This is a genomic window from Streptomyces sp. NPDC001513 (assembly GCF_042894695.1).
Classification (GTDB): Bacteria; Actinomycetota; Actinomycetes; order Streptomycetales; family Streptomycetaceae; genus Streptomyces.
In genome coordinates this window covers 15,626-31,375 of record NZ_JBIAVU010000004.1, presented here as the reverse complement: position 1 = coordinate 31,375, position 15,750 = coordinate 15,626, and the positions used below count along the sequence as shown (strand labels likewise).

The window sequence follows — 15,750 nt, the reverse complement described above, 5'->3', positions numbered from 1 at the left end:
CCTCAAGGTCACAGGCTCGCTGGCCACTCATCGCTTGCACTCGGTACTTGTCACTTGTCGCGGAGCATGTACGGCTGGTTTCCGATGATTTCGCCGTCGTAGGAACCGATCAGTTCGTTGACCCGGTGCCGGTGGTGGGCCATTTCCCCGCGCAAGGTGTCGGAGTACGCCTGGGGCGCGTGCGAGAGCGGGTAGTCGTAGGACTCGTCGAGCCAGCTGAGTTCGACCCAGCCGGCGGGGACGTCGTTGGGGGAGGCGGGTCCGCGGCCGTCGAGCATGGGAATCACGTCGTGTTTGTTGACCAGGCTGATCACCTGGGTGGTGTGATCGGCGGGGCGTTTGTTGTCGATGGGGGAGCCGAGGGTGACGACGTGGGTGATGCGGTGGGTGGAGGCCAGCTCGACGTCCATCGCCAGGTTCATCGCCGTCAGTCCGCCCAGGCTGTGCCCGACGAACATCACTTCCGCCCCGGCCGGTACTCCCGCCCGCTGCAGCAGTTTCCGTGCCGCGCGCGTGTACGTGGTGTCGGAGCGCAGGCAGCCGTCGAACGCGCCGATCAGGTCCTGCGGGGTGCTGTTGCTCGGCAGCCCGAAGCTCGTGCCGGGCAGCAACAGCACGTACCTGACATGGCCGTCGGTGCACTCGACGCGCCGCAGCAGGACCAGTCCGTGGTTGCCGAGCGCGCCGATGTCGTTGATGTAGCTGACGATGTCGTTGCGGGATGTCGTCAGGACCTTGGCGAGGATCGCATCGGGTTCGGTGCGTTCCGCCCGCCCGGGGCCGGGGTTGAGGAGGGCGAGCAGCGAACTCGGCAGTCCGAGGAAGGGATCCGTGACCGGTACCCCGCCGGCGAGCGTCACCCAGGAGAAGCCGTCGTTGACCGGGTTCTCGTCGAGGAGCCCCAACAGGGCCAGCAACTCCATGATGACCGGGCTGACGGTGGTCAGGGCGCGTGTCACGCCCAGCCGCTCGACCAACGCGTGCAGGGCCCGCAGTGCCTCCCACCGGTTGCCCTCCACCATGGCGTCGGTGAGCCGTCTCGCCGGTGCCGAGCCGAGGTTGGGGTGCTCGACGACCGCTGCCTCGATCCGCAGCGCGAAGGCGTCCACGGCCATGGACACCGCGGCCGGGCGGCGGTGGGTCACGCTCCCCGCCATCCGGGCCAGCTCCCCGAGGAGCCCGCCGTTCGGGCCGAATCCGAGGCCCGAGGGACTGGTCAGCGCCTTGGCACATGCCGCAGCCGTGCCGAGGGCCCATCCGGGCTGGCGCAGGGCGGCCAGAGGGAACCGCCAGCTGCTGAGCGCCCCGGTCAGTTCCGCGCCGGCCCGCTTCGCGGTGAGGGCCGCGTCGGCGAGTAGCACGGACGCCGCAACCAGGAGCTGCGCGTCGGGCCCTTCCGCCACGGGCCCACCGCCGACCCTGCCGACGGCCCCGTCCCCGTCAACGTGCCCGGTCCCGGCCTGCCCCGGAATGAGCCGGGCCGTTTCGTCGGCCGACTGATCCGCCATGGTCTGAGGCGTCACGGTCCTCCCTCTCGTCCCTGTGCGGTGTTGTCCGCGCCGGCCCCCGTTCTGCGCCACGCATGCTGGCACTGAAAGTGATCCACTGCGCGCACGCGTCGGCCCGCCGGGTGGGTGGGTTCCGCCTGGTGGGCCGGTGCCGAGGGGCTTGCTGCCCTGCAATCCGTGTGGTGATGGGCGCGTGCGGCTGCTCCGCGTTCGGCCGTGCGGATGTCGCTGGTCCGGAGGATGAGTCACGGACCGCCGTGTTGACGTGGCGGTGTCGAGGCGCGGCGGTATTCGGGCGGCCATGCGGTGTGTGGGTGGTTGGCTAGGGGAGCAGGCTTGCTGGGAGGTATTCGGTGTAGGCCGTGCTCGGTTGGTTGGAGGCGTCTCGGACCAGGTCCCACAGCGGGTCGGATTCGGTTTGTGTTTCTGGGGCCGGTAGGGGGGTGCCGAGGCGGGTGGCGACGTCTTTGCGGAGGGTGGGGAGGAGGGCGTAGAGGCGGTCGCCGGGGCAGGAGGTGGCGTTGAAGTCGCGGTGGCCGTAGATCTCGGTGGCGGGCAGGTCGTACTGGTCGCAGATGTGGGCGCACAGGTCGGCCAGCATCGCGTACTGCGCTGTGGGCGGGGCTTGTGAGGTGTAGGTGCCTTCGTTTTCGATGCCGATGGACAGGGTGTTCTGTCCGATGCAGTGTGCGGCGCGGACTTGGCGGGTGCCGGTGTGTAGCTCGTTGAGGCTGTTGTGGCGGCCTTCGAGGATGAAGGCCCCGCGGCTGATGGTGAAGTGTTGGCCGGTGTCGATCCAGCCTTGTGCGTCCATGTGGTAGGTCTGGATGGCGCGGGCCAGGGCGTAGGCGCGTTGTCGGGAGTAGTCCGTCACGTTCGCCGTCGCGGTGTGGTGGATGATGATCCGTTCGGGGCGGTTGGCGAGGACGACGACGGGTTCGGAGGGGGGCCGGGCACCCCAGGTGACGCAGCCGATGATGTTCGGGCCGGCGGCCGAGTGTGCGGGCGTGGCTGTGGCCAGGGGCAGCGCGGTCGTGGCGGCCAAGGTGATGGCGTGGGTGAGGATCGAGCGGCGGGTGTGGAGTGTGGAGGGGGTCATGTGGTGCCCGTTTCGGTGGGAGGTTGCCCATTGAAGGGACCTGGGCCGCGCGGGCTGTGCAGACACACCGGGCCGGCGACGGACTGGCCCCGGCCGGTCCTGGTGTGCGGGAGGCGGGGCGTGTCGCGGGGTGAGGGCCTGCCGTAGGGAGTCCTGTCGGGGTCTCGAGCGGCGGGGTGTGCCGGTGGTGTGTGCGGGGCCGGCACGCGGAGTCCTGCCGGGGCGGTGCGTGTCGTGGGTGTGCGGGACGGTGTAGGAAGTCCTGCCGGAGCCTCACGTGGCGTGGCCGTGCGTGCCGCCAGGCTGTGCCGCGGGGTGTGTGGGGGTTTGTGTCGGGGGCTTGTGAACCGTGTGTGTGGGGCGGGTCTGCTCCGTGGGGGCTGTGTAGGCACACGGTGCTGCCGACGGGCTGGTCCTGGCCGGTTTTGGCGTGCAGGAGTGCGGGGACGGTGCAGGGAGTCCTGCCGGAGCCTCGCGTGGCCTGGCGGGGCGGCTGTCGGGGTGTGTCGTGGTGTGTGCGGGACGGGCTACGAGCCTTGCCGGGCCCTCGGGCTGGGGAGCGTGTTGTTAGGGCGTCGTGCGGCGGGGTGTGCCACCTGTGTGTGGTGGGTGTGGGTCTACTCGCGGGTTGGTTACCGTCGGGCTTTTGTGTCCGAGTGAGCGGTTGCCGTGGTTTTCCGCCGGGTGGAGGGGTGTGGGGCTCCGGGTGGGTGCCTGGAGCCCCGTGGTGGTTGTGTGGGGTGGTTACCACTTGTTGTGGCAGTTCCAGTGTCCGGGGATCCAGTGGGTGTTGTGGTGGCCGGGGATCCACTGGTTTTGGGACTGGGGGTGGCTGTGCCAGCCGGGGTGCCAGTGGCCTCGGTGGTCGTAGTGGCCGGGGTGCCAGGTGGTGTGGTGCCACTTCTTTTCGTAGTGGCCCTTGGTCCAGGTCTTGCCCCAGTGTCCCTTGGTCCATGAGCAGTGTGCGTGACGGCTGGACCGGTGGTCGTTGCCGTCCCGGTGGTCGTGCCGGTCCCGGTCCCCGCTGTTGACCACCGATGCCGCCGCCGATGCTGATGCCGGCGTTGAAGCGGCGGTGGCTGTGCCGGTGGCTGCGAGTGTGGCACCGCCCGAGAGCAGGCCGGCCAGGGCCGCGCCCGCGAGAAGGTTGCGGGCGTGTATGGAAACGGTCATGGGTCTCACCTCTTTCTGTCTTCTGCTTCACGAAATGGAGCCGATTGTCGGTGCCTGCTCGCGCAGGGCGCCTCGTGAAGGGATTCGGCACAGCCCCCCGGAGGGATTGGAATACCATCAAAACGGCACATACCGAGGAGGCCGGGTGAGTGGGCAGGTGGGTGGGTGGTCCGTGTGGTTGGGCCGGTTCTTGCGGACCTTGCTCGCCCCGGCTGCCGTTGTAGGTGCCCCCAGCCCGCGCCGCTCCCGCAGCTGCCGTTGGGGGGTGTCCCCAGGCCCGGGCCGTTCCCCCGGCTAGTGACCTGAGTCTGAGGTTTGTCGTTGGTTTGGGTATGGGTCGTCCGGGTCCAAAGGTTCTGCCGTTGTCAATGACTGATGCCCAGCGGGCTGTGCTGGAGGGCTGGTTGCGTCGTCGTACGACGGCCCAGGCTTTGGCTCAGCGGTCGCGGATCGTGCGGAGGGGCATTCGGTGATGGTGGTGTCGTGGCGGTTGGGGATCGCGCCGGACACGGTCCGCACCGGGCGGCGGCGTTTCCTGGAGCACGGCTTGGACGGGCTGGGCGACGAGCCGCGGCCGGGTGTCCTGAGGAAGATCACCGACGCGGATGTCGAGCGGGTGATCGTCAAGAGGCTGGAGGAGACGCCGAGGAACGCGATGCACTGGTCGACGAGGTCGATGGCCGCGGCGACCGGGATGTCTCAGCCGACGGTCTCGAAGATCTGGCGGGCGTTCGCGCTGGCGCCGCATCGGTCGCAGACGTTCAAGCTGTCGACGGATCCGCTGTTCATCGACAAGGCCCGTGACGTGGTCGGTCTCTACCTCGACCCGCAGGAAAAGGCTCTGGGTCCTCTGCGTGGACGAGAAGTCGCAGATCCAGGCCCTGGACACCGGTCCCAGCCGGTCCTACCGATGATGCCCGGCGTTCCTGAACGGCGTAGTGACGACTACATCCGCGCCGGCACCACCACCCTCTTCGCAGACCTGGAGGTCGCGACAGGCAAGGTGATCGGATCACTGCACCGCAGTCACCGGCCGCCGAGTTCAAGAAGTTCCTGACCAAGGTCGACAAGGAAGTCCCGGCGGATCTTCAGGTGCATCTGATCCTCGACAACCATGCGACCCACAAGACCCCGGACATCAAGCGGTGGCTACTGGCTCACCCGCGGTTCCACCTGCACTTCACGCCCACCAGTGCGTCGTGGCTGAACCTGGTGGAGCGATGGTTCGCCGAGCTCACCCAGAAGAAGCTCAAGCGTGGAGTCCACCGCTCCGTCCAGGCCCTTGAACGTGACATCCGGGCCTGGCTGGCCGACTGGAACGACCAGCCAGGACCCTTCGTCTGGACGAAGACCGCCGATGAGATCCTCGACAAAGTCGCCGCCTACTGCCACCGAATCTCTGACTCAGGTCACTGGGTGGGGAGGGTGAGGTGTATGAGGGGGTGGTGGTGGGTTGGGGGGAGCCGCCGGTGGGTTCGAGGGTGAGGCCGACGGAGTGGGTGTTGTGGGGGTTTTCTTGCATGAGGAGGGCGCCGTCGTGGTGGACGAGGCCGGCGGGGTGTTTGGTGCCGTGGTTGGCGAACCAGAGTTGGTAGGTCTTGCCGGTGGGTGGGGTGGCTAGGCCGCCGCTGGTGAAGACGGCTTGGTTGTGTTGGGCGGAGGTGGTGACGGTGGTGTCGGCTCCGGTGGTGGTGTGTCCGTGGACGGTGCGGGCGTCGGGGGCGGTGATGACGGCGGCGAGTTGCTGGGCTTGACGGGTGCTCTGGCGGGCTTGTGCGCGGGCTTGTTCGGCTTGTTGGTGCTGGTGTGCGGCGAGTGAGGCGAAGACGGCGGTGGCGGCGATACAGGCCGCGACGGCGAACGCCCCGGCCTTGCGTCTGAGCGTGGCGGTGAGCCGGGCCGGTGGTGTGGGTGGGACGTGTGGGGGAGTGGGGGAGGGTTTCGATTGCCTGCAGGACGGCCTGTCTCATCGGGGCGGGTGCGGGCAGCACGGTGGCGGCGGCCAGCAGGGCCGCTGTGGCCGTGAATTCGCGGGTCTCCTGGGCACAGGCCTCGCACTGCGCCGGGTGTGTGGTGAAGGTATGGAGTTCCTTGCCGGTGAGTGCGTCGAGTGCGTAGGCACCGGTGAGCGTGTGGAGGTGTTCGTGATGTGTCACTCGCCTGCTCCCATGCAGTCACGCAGCCGGATCAGTGCGTCACGCATCCGGGTTTTGACGGTGGCCAGCGGGGACTCCAGTCGTTCGGCGACGGCGCGGTAGGTCAGGCCCTGGTGGTAGGCGAGGGTCACGGCTTGGCGTTGGAGTTCGGTCAGGGTTTCCAGGCAGCGGCGTACCCGTTCGCTTTCCAGATGGGACTCGACTTCCTCGGCGACCTGATCGAAGGGTGTCGGATGGTCGCGTAGGGCGGTGGCGTGCTCGCGATCGGAGGAGGCCTGGGCGGAGCGAACGCGGTCGACCGCCCTGCGGTGCGCGATGGTTTGCCACCCACGTTTTCACGGTGCCCTGCTCGGGCCGGTAGCGGGCCGCCTGACGCCACAAGTTGATCATCACTTCCTGGGCCACCTCCTGTGACTGGGCCCGGTCCCGGACGACTTTGACGACGATCCCGACACGGTGGCGACGACCGCGTCGTACAGGACGGTGAAGGCGTCCCGGTCGCCGTGGCCGACCCGCGCCATCACCTCTTCCAGTCGCGGTCCGCCCGCGTCCGCACTCCGAGACCGCGGGGGCTGCGTCACCGCCACCCCACCGCGCGCCGCCGGTTGCCCGCCAGCGGCCCGGCGCCGCGCCGGCCGCGCCTGCCCTCGTGCCTCTATGCCATCGACAGCTCTTTCGCCGAGAGGAGGACCGCACCTCCGTTCCGGGGCCGGCCATGGTGCTCCGCAGGTCTCACCCCTTCTTCGTAGCGGGCCTGTGTGTGGATTGCCCCGATCGGCAACGTAGCGGCCCACCCATCATCCGATCGAGCGAAACCGGCTTCCACCGCCCAGCCGCTACCAGCCCCACCACGGCCGCCACGGCCGCCGGCCCCACCACGCCCGCCAGGGGGCGCTGGGGCGCCAAGCCCGCCACGGTCACCAGGCCCGCGGAGGGAACCGAGGCGCCGAGGGCGCCAAGCCCGCCGGGGGTGCCGAAGGTGCCAAGCCCGCCACGGCGACCACGCCCACCGAGCCCACCACGCCCACCGAGGGCGCCACGCTCAGCGGGGGCGCAGCGCCGACCACGCCCACTACGGGCGCCGGGGGTGCCACGCCCGCCACGCTCACCGAGGCCGCCGGGCCCGCCACGGGTGCTGCCCGGGCGGTTTCATCTGCCGTGGAGGAAGAACCGTGCCGGTACGAACGCCTCGTGGCCGGTCGTAAAGTGCACCCGGACCCCGGACTCCGTCCATGTGACGGAGGTGATCCCTTTCGCCGCTACGGCGGTGTCGATGTCCACCCAGTGTCCGTAGGACAGGCCGGGGTCCCGGCCGATCACCATCTTGTAGGAGTGTCGCCCGGACAGGGTGTGCCGGTGGACCAGCCCCAGGAAGTGCGGCGAGCCGTCCTCGTAAGCCACCGCCGCGGGGGCACTGTCGCGGTATGTCACCTCCGCCCGCGGCCACCACACCACCGTCAGGAACACGGCGGTCAGCACCACCCCGGCCACACCGCCTAGCAGCACCCTGGCGACTGCGCCAGCCCTGCGCGACCGCACGGTGCGCCAGGGCCGGGTGGCAACGAACATGCCGATGGTGTCCCTCCAAGGCCGATGCCGCTCCGCACCGCCCGCCGGCCGGAGACCACTCTGTGGGAAGGGACGCGAAACCGGGCCGATCGGTTGTGGCGACCCCACCCCCTGGCCGGCGGTGCGCAGCGGGTCTACCCGATACCGATCCCACTCCCGCTGCTGCCGATCCCGATCCCGATACCGGTGCCAGGTGTCGAGGTCGTGTCGGACCGGCGCGCGGTGTGCGTCCGATACGACGTCAGACCCGCGCCGTGTCCTGGACGATGACCTCGTCGACCTGGGCATCGGCCCGGCTGCGCGACGGTGTGCCCGATGGCCCGGGCCGTCATGGCGGAGGCGTCGGTACCGGCCGCATCGAGCGCGTGATGTGCCGCATCCTTGCTGTCCGGTGTTGCCACCGCGGCGCGTGAGCTCGGTGACCCAGATGGTCCGGGCGGTTGGGCTGGTCTGGGCGGTTCGTGGGTCGAGGGTGGTGGGGTGTCTTTGGGTGGTGGGCGGTTGCTTCACCAATACCGTGTCTCTGTGGTCGGGGGGTGTGGCCTGCGTGCGGGGTCGGCTGGGGACATGGGCCCCGGCTTTTCTGGGCTTTCTGTGGGTGTGCCGTCTCGTGGGACCGTGGAGGGGGCTGGTCTTTCTGGTATTGGGGTGTCTGGTTTCGGGTGTGGGGAGGTTGCCGGGCCCGTGCCTTGTGCTGTGTTTTCGGGGGTGTGGTGGGTGGTTGTCGAGGGGAGTCTGGCCCGTTCCCTGTTCCCTGTTCCCTGTTCCCTGTTCCCCGTTCTCCGTTTCCTGGTCTGTGGCGTCGGGGTGTGTGGTGTTCGTGCTGCTGTCTGTGTGGCGGGCTGCGCGCAGGGCCCGCAGGGGTGGGGTTTTTTGCCGGTGGTGGGTGGAACGTGGTGTGTTACGGGTTCATGTGTGGTTCCGTGTGTTCCCACCACCGGCTGGTTGTGGACCTCGTGGCCGGGTTTAGGGGTGTTCACCCTGATGGGTGACTTCGGTCGGGGTCTCGGTCTCTGTCCTGTCGGGTCCGGTTGGCCGGGGTGGGATTTCCTGGGCCTGTTCGTGGCCCGGCCGGCCGGCCGGGCTGTTTGGAGTTAGGGCAGTTCGGGTTGGGGGAGGCTGGTGCCGGGGGTGGTGGGGGAGTCGGTGGGGGTGTAGTAGACGGATCGTCCTTGCTTGGAGCGTTCGAGGATGCCGCGGGCGACGCCCTGCTCGAGGGTGTTGCGGATGACTGTTGCCTGTACCTTGCGTTCGGGGTGGGCGGTGCTGAGGGCGTCGGTCACTTCGGCTGCGGACCGGGGTTCCGTCTGTCCGGCGATGGTGGCGGTGACGAGGTCGAGCCAGGAGGGGCCGCCGGTTTCCTTCTTCGTCACGGTTCCCTCGGTTGTCTTGCGGGCACGCGGGGCCTTGGCGGTCGTGGTCTCCTTGGGCTCCGCGGCCTTCTTCGCACCCCGGGCCGCACTGCGCGCGGCGGGCACCGCGGCACTCTTCGCACCGGCCTTCGCCCCGGACGTGGCACCAGGCTTCGCCCCGGCCTTCGCCTCAGGCTTCGCCCCCGACGTGGCACCGGCCGGGGTAGCGGTCTTCGCGCCGGACGGGGTACCAGGCTTCGCACCGGACGCGGTACCGGCCGGGGTAGCGGTCTTCGCCCCGGACGTGGCACCGGCCGGGGTAGCGGTCTTCGCGCCGGACGGGGTACCAGGCTTCGCCCCGGCCTTCGCTTCAGGCTTCGCGCCGGACGCGGTACCGGTCTTCGCGTTGGGCTTGGTGGTGGGCTTGGTGGCTTGTGTCGGTGTGGGCTTCAGTGGGACGCCCAGGGCTTCCTGCATCTTGAGCAGGACCTTTTCGCCTTCTTCCAGCTGGCCGATTTCCTGTTGCAGCCGTTGCAGTTCGGTTCGTGCCTGTTCCTGTGCCGCCTGGTTCGCCGACAGGTCGCCGGCGATCTGCTGGGCGTAATCGTCCTGGACGCGTGTGACGTTGGTGGCTGTGGTCATGGGTTCCTCAATCTCTGCCGTGAGGGACATGTGTGACGCGATGGTACGCACCCACTTGTACCCGTGACCCCGGATCACGCACCAGGCATCCACCAACACCGGTCCCACCGACGGCCGCGCCGACGTTGTGCTATGCGGCGGTCAACTCACACACCCCGACACACAGTCGAGCCGCCACACCGCCACCAGGCCCCCCACACCCGCCCCTTGGCACACGCCCGCCCGACACCCCAGCCGGACCCGAGAAACCCGAGGAACCCGACCCGAGGAACCCGACCCGAGGAACCCGACCCGAGAAACCCGACCCGAGAAACCCGAGCCGAGAAACCCGAGAGACCCGAGAGACCCGAGCCTGAGAGACCCGAGAAGCCCGGGCCGAGAAGCCCGGGCCGAGAAGCCCGGGCCGAGAAGCCCGGGCCGAGGAGCCCGAGGAGCGTGGAAGCTCGAGAGGTGGTGGGTCGTGGCCACACCTTCCGGCCGCAGCTTCCGGTCGCACCGGTCGTCGCCGAAGCGGTGAGGCGCACGGTGGTGTGGTTCCTTGCCCCGGGGGTGCGGAGCCCGGGCCCGCAGCGCCCTCGAAGGGCGCCGCGGCAGGCGCCGGGCGGCACCCTTCACCTCCCCCTTCACTTCACCCCTTCACCTCATCCTTCACTCCACCCTTCGCTCCACCCCTTCGCTCCATTCCTTCCTGCGCCTTTCATCCCACCCGCCACCCATTTCCTTCGTTTTCTAGGCAATCCCGACATTTCACCCGGTTTCTTGGAGGGGTGTGTGTGGTGACGCGGGGTGAGATTTGGGGGTTTCGGGGGTGAGCCGCCCCATAGGGTCCACGTCACATACGAAGGGGGCTAGTAGTGTCCCGGAGGCCCGGGCGTGGCCCCTCATACCGTCCTCCACCTGCACGGACCCTGTACGGGCACTCCTTCGCCTGGTGTGGGGGTGTCGGGTGTCGGCTGCGAGGCGGGCTAGTAAGCGGGGGCGTTGCCAGGGGGTCGGGTGGTCGGTAGAACTGGATGAGTCGCCGGGCGGCACGGGTGTTTCACCCGCCGCCGACGAACCCCTCTCCACCGCGTGAGTGGCTCACGCATGCTCCGGCATGCCGCGACCGCCCTTGTCCCCTGTGGAAGGTTCCTCCGTGTCCAACGCTGTCATCCGCCGTATCGCCGCTTCGAAGAAGACCCTCGTGGGTTCCGTCCTCGCCCTGGGCGTCGCCGGTTCCATGCTTGCCGCGGTTCCCGCGCAGGCTGCCCCGACGAGTGCCAAGGCGATCGCCCAGCAGATGATCAAGGACCCGGCCCAGTTCGCCGCCTTCGACAAGATCATCTCGCATGAGAGTGGCTGGGACTACACCGCCACCAACGCCTCCTCCGGCGCGTACGGTCTGGCCCAGGCCCTGCCCGCGTCGAAGATGGCCTCCGCGGGCGCCGACTGGAAGACCAACCCGGCCACCCAGATCAAGTGGGGCCTGGACTACATGAACGAGCGCTACGGCAGCCCCGTCGGCGCCTGGAACTTCTGGTCCGCCAACCACTGGTACTAAACCACCAGCACCCAGCAGACCCCGCGCAGCAGACGCGGCAGATCCATCGAAGACGCCCGGCCGAACCCTTCCTTTCGGCCGGGCGTCTTCGCGTATGACCGGGCTACTTCAGATACGGCTGGAGGAGCCTGGTCCACGACCTCTCGATCTGCTCGTACTCGTGCCGGCAGCCCTCGGCCCGAAGCTGCGGCAGCACACCGTCCGGGTTGCCCACGGCGATGACCACCGACGCGAACGCACCGGGGTTCGACCCGTACAGCCAGCAGATCTCGTTGTAGAAGCGCTGCGCGCTGAGTGAGTGCTCGTCGGAGAACATGCCGGAGAGGTCTCCGGCCTCCTGCGCGTCGGCCAGCGCACCCCACGCGTTGATGGTGCTCACCGCGTAGTCGATGTGCTGTTCGCCGCCGGTGGCCAGCAGCAGCGTGGCGAGCTGGTCGACGGCGTCCTCCTCCTTGCCGGTGATCGGCAGGTCGTACATGTCGACCAGGCCGTGACCGAGCTCGTGCAGGAGCACACCGTTGGAGAACCCGATGACGCCGTCGTCCGCGGCCTTGGCCCGGGCCTGCGCGCTGCCGGCCTCCCGGGCGGCCTGCTCCTGGAAGACGGGCCTCGTCTCCTCGACGAGCTCGTAGCAGTACGTGATGTCCCTCGCCCGCGGGTCCCAGGAAGCGTTGGCCCCGCCGCAGCTCTTCGCGACCACGGGCACGTCGTAGGCGAGCGCGATCCGCTCGTTGGCGAACGCGGCAACCCGCTCCAGCACCTCGTTGTCCTGCAGGAACCTCTGGGTCCGCCGGTCCGCGGCCGTCCTGCCGTCCTCATACCTCGGGACCAGCCTCCCACGACCCGCCGCAGAGGACGCAGAGGACGCAGAGGACGCAGAGGGCGGGGATGGCGGGGAGGGTGCAGGGGGTGGGGAGGCTGCGGCGGCCGGGGGCCGCACCGCGTCCGGTGTCCTCGCGCCGGCGCTGCCGTCGCCGGCGGAGGAGCAGCCCGCGGCTGCGACGGCCACCGCCACGGTCGCGACCGCGGCGGCCACCGGCCACATCCTGGCTGCTCCCACCGCTGTCACCCCTCGGCGCGGTACGTCCTGGCTCACAGCCTGCTGCCGCACCGCCGGCCCGGCCCGCGCATGTCCGCCAGCCGGGTGAAACCCCACCACCCGCCGCACACCACCCAGGCACCAGGCTCCCACCCGGCCTACACCGCCCGGCGTCAGCCCGCCGCTGCCCGTGCACCGCCTGGGGCCAGGCTCCCGCCTGCCCGTGCACCGCCCAGGATCCAGGTCGCCGCCGGCCGTACACCGCTCCGGGATCAGGCCGCCGCCCGGCCGTGCACCGCCCAGGATTCAGGTCGCCGCCGGCCGCGCACCGCGCCCGGGATCAGGTTGCCGCCCGGCTGCACGCCGCCCCGGCATCAGCCCGCCGTCCGGCCGCACAGGGCTCCGCCGCCCGGCTGCACACCGCTCCGGCATCAGGCAGCCGTACAGCGCCCAGGTCCAGGCTGCCGCCCGGCCGTACACCGCCCGGCATCAGCCCGCCGTCCGGCCGCACGCCGCTCCGGCATCAGGCTGCCGCCGGCTGTGCACCGCCCGGGGCCAGGCCGTCGCCGGCTCCCGGCTGCGTCGTGGGTCAGTCGGTGTCTGCGGGCGGTGTTCCCGCGTGCACCGCCCCCGGCGGGGACAGGTCCGCCCCGGCGCCCTTCCTCGACCTGTTCCGGTCGAAGGACCACGTACACGCACCCACCAGCACGGCCGCCCCGGCCCCGTACAGGGGCAGCCACAACGTCGTCGTCGACAGGCAGTCCGCGACGGCCTTGCCGCGCTGCTGCTCCTGCGCGTACGCCAGAGCGGCGGTGTCACGGCCGGCCAGGTCCGCCACCGCCGCCCGGGTCCGCAGGACCTCGTAGCGGCCCAGCGCCTGGCATCCGCTTCGCGTGCCCGGCATCGGGAACAGCCACTCCCAGCGCTGCAGCATGGGGGCGATCGCGATCGCCACGCACAGGCCGACGACCAGCGGGTACGCGACCAGGACACGCATGTACGGCGACCGCGGGCCGGGCGCCCACGCGGTCCGTCCCTGGAAGGCGAACACCACCGAGAAGAGCGTCACCCCGATGAAGGTGGCGAACCACTGCCAGGAACCCTGCGCGAGTGCGAACGTCAGCACGGCGGCGAGCCCGATCCCGATGACCCCGGCCTGACCGGCGGGGTCACGGCCCGTCCCGGCGGGCGCGGGCCTTGGCAGCCCTTGAGGGCTGGGATCGTCCACGGGCCCCTCTCCCGGGGGCGGAGGCATCGCCCACCAGCATCCGCGCCGCCACACCGCACGCTCCGCCGCCATGCCGCACACCCCCGAACAGCACCCGGACAGCGGCCCGGACCGTACTCGGACTGCGCCCGGACCGCGCGCCCGGCGGTACTCGAACGGGTACCTGGACTGCCCCCGAACCGCGCCCGGACAGGTACCCGGACCGCGCCCGGATGGGTACTCGGACGGGTACCGGGACAGTGGCCTGGACTGTGCCCGGACCGTACTCGGACTGCGCGCCCGGACGGTACCCGGACCGCGCCCGGGCGGGTGCCGGGATGGCCTTGCCTTCAGTCCTCGGTGCCGTCGACGGGGATGTCCAGCCGTTCGGTCAGGGTGGTGAGGGTGGTTCCCAGGGGGAGCGCGACCCGGGTGACGGCGTGTTCGTCGCCTCGGGTGGGGTCCCGGTTGACGATCAGTACGGGTGTGCCCGCGCGGGCTGCCTGGCGGACGAACCGCAGGCCGGACATCACCGTCAGCGAGGAGCCAAGGACCAGCAGAGAGGTCGCCCCGGCGACCAGCTCGCGGCACTGCTCGACCCGCCGCGCAGGCACGGCCTCGCCGAAGAACACCACGTCCGGTTTGAGGATGCCGCCACACCCCGAGCAGGGCACCACACGGAAAGCGGCGGCCTGTTCGTCGGTGAGGTCGGCGTCACCGTCCGGGTTCAGCCGCGCGGCCACCGGCGCGAAGCCCGCGTTGGCCTCCCGCAGCCGCCGCGCCAGTCCACGGCGCGAGCCGCACGCACCGCAGGAAAGGCAGACGACCCGCTCCAGGCCCCCGTGCAGTTCCACCACGTCCCGGCTGCCGGCCGCCTGGTGCAGACCGTCGACGTTCTGGGTGATCACCCCCGCGAGCAGCCCGCGGTCTGCGAACGCCGCCACGGCCCGGTGCCCGGCATTGGGCCTGGCCCGGCCGAAGGTCCCCCAGCCCAGGTGACTGCGCGCCCAGTACCGGCGCCGGGCCCGGGCACTGGCGGTGAACTCCTGATAGGTCATCGGGGTGTGCCGGCTCAGGCTCCCGCCCTGGCCGCGGTAGTCGGGGATGCCCGACTCCGTGGACAGGCCCGCCCCGCTGAGGACCAGCACCCCGCCGGCCCGCAGCACATCGGCGAGCGGCCCCACATCCGTGGTGCCGGGCGGCAGGTCCCCGGCCGGGGTCCAGCTCAGCGTGGGACGCATACGCATGCGCATGCAGCCAGCGTACGCACAGCCCCCACACCGACAGCACCCACACCCACACCCACACCCACACCGATACCGGCACCGCCGTACGCACAGCCCCCACACCAACCGCCCCCGCACCGGCAGCGCCCCGCACCGACAGAGCCCCCCACACCGACCGCCCCCACCGGCAGCGCCCCGCACCGGCAACGCCCCCGCACCGGCAGTGTCCCCGCCCTCGCCCCCGTCGCCCGGTTCCGGGAGGGACCCCTCGTTGTTCAGGCCTCCACCACAACCCGGTCCCGGGCCCCGGCCAGTGCCTCCAACTGTTCCAACCGCTGTGCGGACTCCCCGTCCAGCGGCACGTACGACACGAGCCGCGGCCCCGCTGTCGGCCCGAGCCGCAACGTGGTGTGCTCCACGTGCAGCAGGCCCACGTGCGCGTTGCGGAGGTGCTTCGCCTTCGGGGTTCTGCCCGAGCACCTCGTGGCGCGCCCACACCTCCCGGAACTCCGTCGACGCCCCTCCGGACGCGCCGGCAGCGCGTTCCACGCGGGCTCCGTCAGATGCCCGGCCATCGCCGCCCGGAACTTCGCCGCCATCACAGCGAGCGTCGCCGGGAGATCGACCACGGCGGCCCGGAACCGCGGATCGGTGAACGCCGGCCACACGCAGTTGCGGTCCTGCGCCCGCGGGCCGTCCATGTCCCCGAACAGCCGCCCGTACGTCGCGTTGTAGGCGAGGATGTCGTACCGGCTGTTCCGGACACACGCCGGAATCGGGCCCAGCCGCTCCGGCACGGCCCGCACCGCCGGCGTCACACTCGGACAGAGCGCCGGCGGCGCCGGATCCGGACTGCCGGCCAGCGCGAACAGGTGCGCCCGCTCACTCACATCGAGCAGCAGCAGCGGCGCCCGCGTCAGAGCGTCCGGTACCTGCCCCGACACCTGGATGTCACGCGCCTGCTCCAGCCACGTGTACCAGGTCACCCCCACCGACGACAGATGCGCGGCCTCCTCGCGCCGCAGCCCCGGGGTCCGCCGCCGCGGCCCGCGCACCAGCCCGACCCGCTCGGGCGCGATCCGCTCACGCCGGCTGCGCAGGAACTCCGCCAACTCGTGCCGGCGTACGTCACTTCCGGTGGCCACCGTGGTCGTATCCCCAGCCTGCCGCACCGCTCATCCTGTTGCCGGGTACTCCCGGTACCCGGACAAGGACACTCTGGTACCCGCCCGCCCGCCC

General features: G+C 70.6%; 10 protein-coding genes and 3 pseudogenes. 2 read left to right on the top strand and 11 right to left on the bottom strand.

Annotation, left to right across the window (positions count from 1 at the left end; all coding sequences use genetic code 11):
- Window positions 1-50: 50 nt before the first annotated feature.
- From ACFYZ4_RS09365 to ACFYZ4_RS09355, 3 genes are all read right to left on the bottom strand, one after another.
- The gene (locus ACFYZ4_RS09365; protein ID WP_390783460.1) at window positions 51-1,508 is read right to left on the bottom strand and encodes a hypothetical protein; all 1,458 of its coding nucleotides are present in this window, start codon (window positions 1,506-1,508) and stop codon (window positions 51-53) included.
- A gap of 322 nt (window positions 1,509-1,830) precedes the next feature.
- The gene (locus ACFYZ4_RS09360; RefSeq protein ID WP_390783459.1) at window positions 1,831-2,607 is read right to left on the bottom strand and encodes a peptidoglycan recognition family protein; all 777 of its coding nucleotides are present in this window, start codon (window positions 2,605-2,607) and stop codon (window positions 1,831-1,833) included.
- A 744-nt stretch (window positions 2,608-3,351) separates the two neighbouring features.
- On the bottom strand, window positions 3,352-3,780 hold the full coding sequence (locus ACFYZ4_RS09355) for a hypothetical protein (protein WP_390783458.1): 429 nt from the start codon (window positions 3,778-3,780) through the stop codon (window positions 3,352-3,354).
- Window positions 3,781-4,112: 332 nt separating this feature from the next.
- On the opposite strand from ACFYZ4_RS09355, the pseudogene ACFYZ4_RS09350 reads away from it, so the two are divergent.
- Window positions 4,113-5,193 (top strand): annotated as a pseudogene (locus ACFYZ4_RS09350) (IS630 family transposase); the annotation flags it as partial.
- 85 nt (window positions 5,194-5,278) lie between these two features.
- Here ACFYZ4_RS09350 and ACFYZ4_RS09345 read toward each other — a convergent pair.
- The 4 genes and pseudogenes from ACFYZ4_RS09345 to ACFYZ4_RS09330 form a co-directional block, all read right to left on the bottom strand.
- Window positions 5,279-5,623: pseudogene (locus ACFYZ4_RS09345) on the bottom strand (anti-sigma factor); the annotation flags it as partial.
- A 309-nt stretch (window positions 5,624-5,932) separates the two neighbouring features.
- Window positions 5,933-6,457: pseudogene (gene sigK / locus ACFYZ4_RS09340) on the bottom strand (ECF RNA polymerase sigma factor SigK).
- Between the two features lie 628 nt (window positions 6,458-7,085).
- Window positions 7,086-7,442, bottom strand: a complete 357-nt coding sequence (locus ACFYZ4_RS09335; RefSeq protein WP_390783457.1) for a hypothetical protein — start codon at window positions 7,440-7,442, stop codon at window positions 7,086-7,088.
- Window positions 7,443-8,599: 1,157 nt separating this feature from the next.
- Window positions 8,600-9,550, bottom strand: coding sequence for a hypothetical protein (locus tag ACFYZ4_RS09330; RefSeq protein ID WP_390783456.1), 951 nt, complete (start codon window positions 9,548-9,550; stop codon window positions 8,600-8,602).
- 1,045 nt (window positions 9,551-10,595) lie between these two features.
- Between ACFYZ4_RS09330 and ACFYZ4_RS09325 the strand changes: the two genes are divergently transcribed.
- Window positions 10,596-11,039, top strand: coding sequence for a transglycosylase SLT domain-containing protein (locus ACFYZ4_RS09325; protein WP_390783455.1), 444 nt, complete (start codon window positions 10,596-10,598; stop codon window positions 11,037-11,039).
- Between the two features lie 103 nt (window positions 11,040-11,142).
- On the opposite strand, the gene ACFYZ4_RS09320 is transcribed toward ACFYZ4_RS09325, so the two are convergent.
- From ACFYZ4_RS09320 to ACFYZ4_RS09305, 4 genes are all read right to left on the bottom strand, one after another.
- Window positions 11,143-12,084: a DUF4344 domain-containing metallopeptidase gene (locus ACFYZ4_RS09320; protein ID WP_390783811.1), complete on the bottom strand. Its 942-nt coding sequence runs from the start codon at window positions 12,082-12,084 to the stop codon at window positions 11,143-11,145.
- A gap of 583 nt (window positions 12,085-12,667) precedes the next feature.
- A complete protein-coding gene (locus tag ACFYZ4_RS09315; RefSeq protein ID WP_390783454.1) occupies window positions 12,668-13,306 on the bottom strand; it encodes a hypothetical protein in 639 nt (212 codons plus the stop codon).
- A gap of 329 nt (window positions 13,307-13,635) precedes the next feature.
- Complete coding sequence (locus ACFYZ4_RS09310; protein WP_390783810.1) at window positions 13,636-14,532, bottom strand: NAD-dependent protein deacetylase; 897 nt, start codon at window positions 14,530-14,532, stop codon at window positions 13,636-13,638.
- A gap of 254 nt (window positions 14,533-14,786) precedes the next feature.
- Complete coding sequence (locus ACFYZ4_RS09305; protein WP_390783453.1) at window positions 14,787-15,656, bottom strand: helix-turn-helix transcriptional regulator; 870 nt, start codon at window positions 15,654-15,656, stop codon at window positions 14,787-14,789.
- Window positions 15,657-15,750 lie beyond the last annotated feature (94 nt).

Coding starts and splice junctions, on each gene's coding strand:
- ACFYZ4_RS09365 (WP_390783460.1), bottom strand. CDS start 1,508: ATGGCGGATCAGTCGGCCGACGAAACGGCCCGGCTCATTCCGGGGCAG.
- ACFYZ4_RS09360 (WP_390783459.1), bottom strand. CDS start 2,607: ATGACCCCCTCCACACTCCACACCCGCCGCTCGATCCTCACCCACGCC.
- ACFYZ4_RS09355 (WP_390783458.1), bottom strand. CDS start 3,780: ATGACCGTTTCCATACACGCCCGCAACCTTCTCGCGGGCGCGGCCCTG.
- ACFYZ4_RS09325 (WP_390783455.1), top strand. CDS start 10,596: ATGCCGCGACCGCCCTTGTCCCCTGTGGAAGGTTCCTCCGTGTCCAAC.
- ACFYZ4_RS09320 (WP_390783811.1), bottom strand. CDS start 12,084: ATGTGGCCGGTGGCCGCCGCGGTCGCGACCGTGGCGGTGGCCGTCGCA.
- ACFYZ4_RS09310 (WP_390783810.1), bottom strand. CDS start 14,532: ATGCGTATGCGTCCCACGCTGAGCTGGACCCCGGCCGGGGACCTGCCG.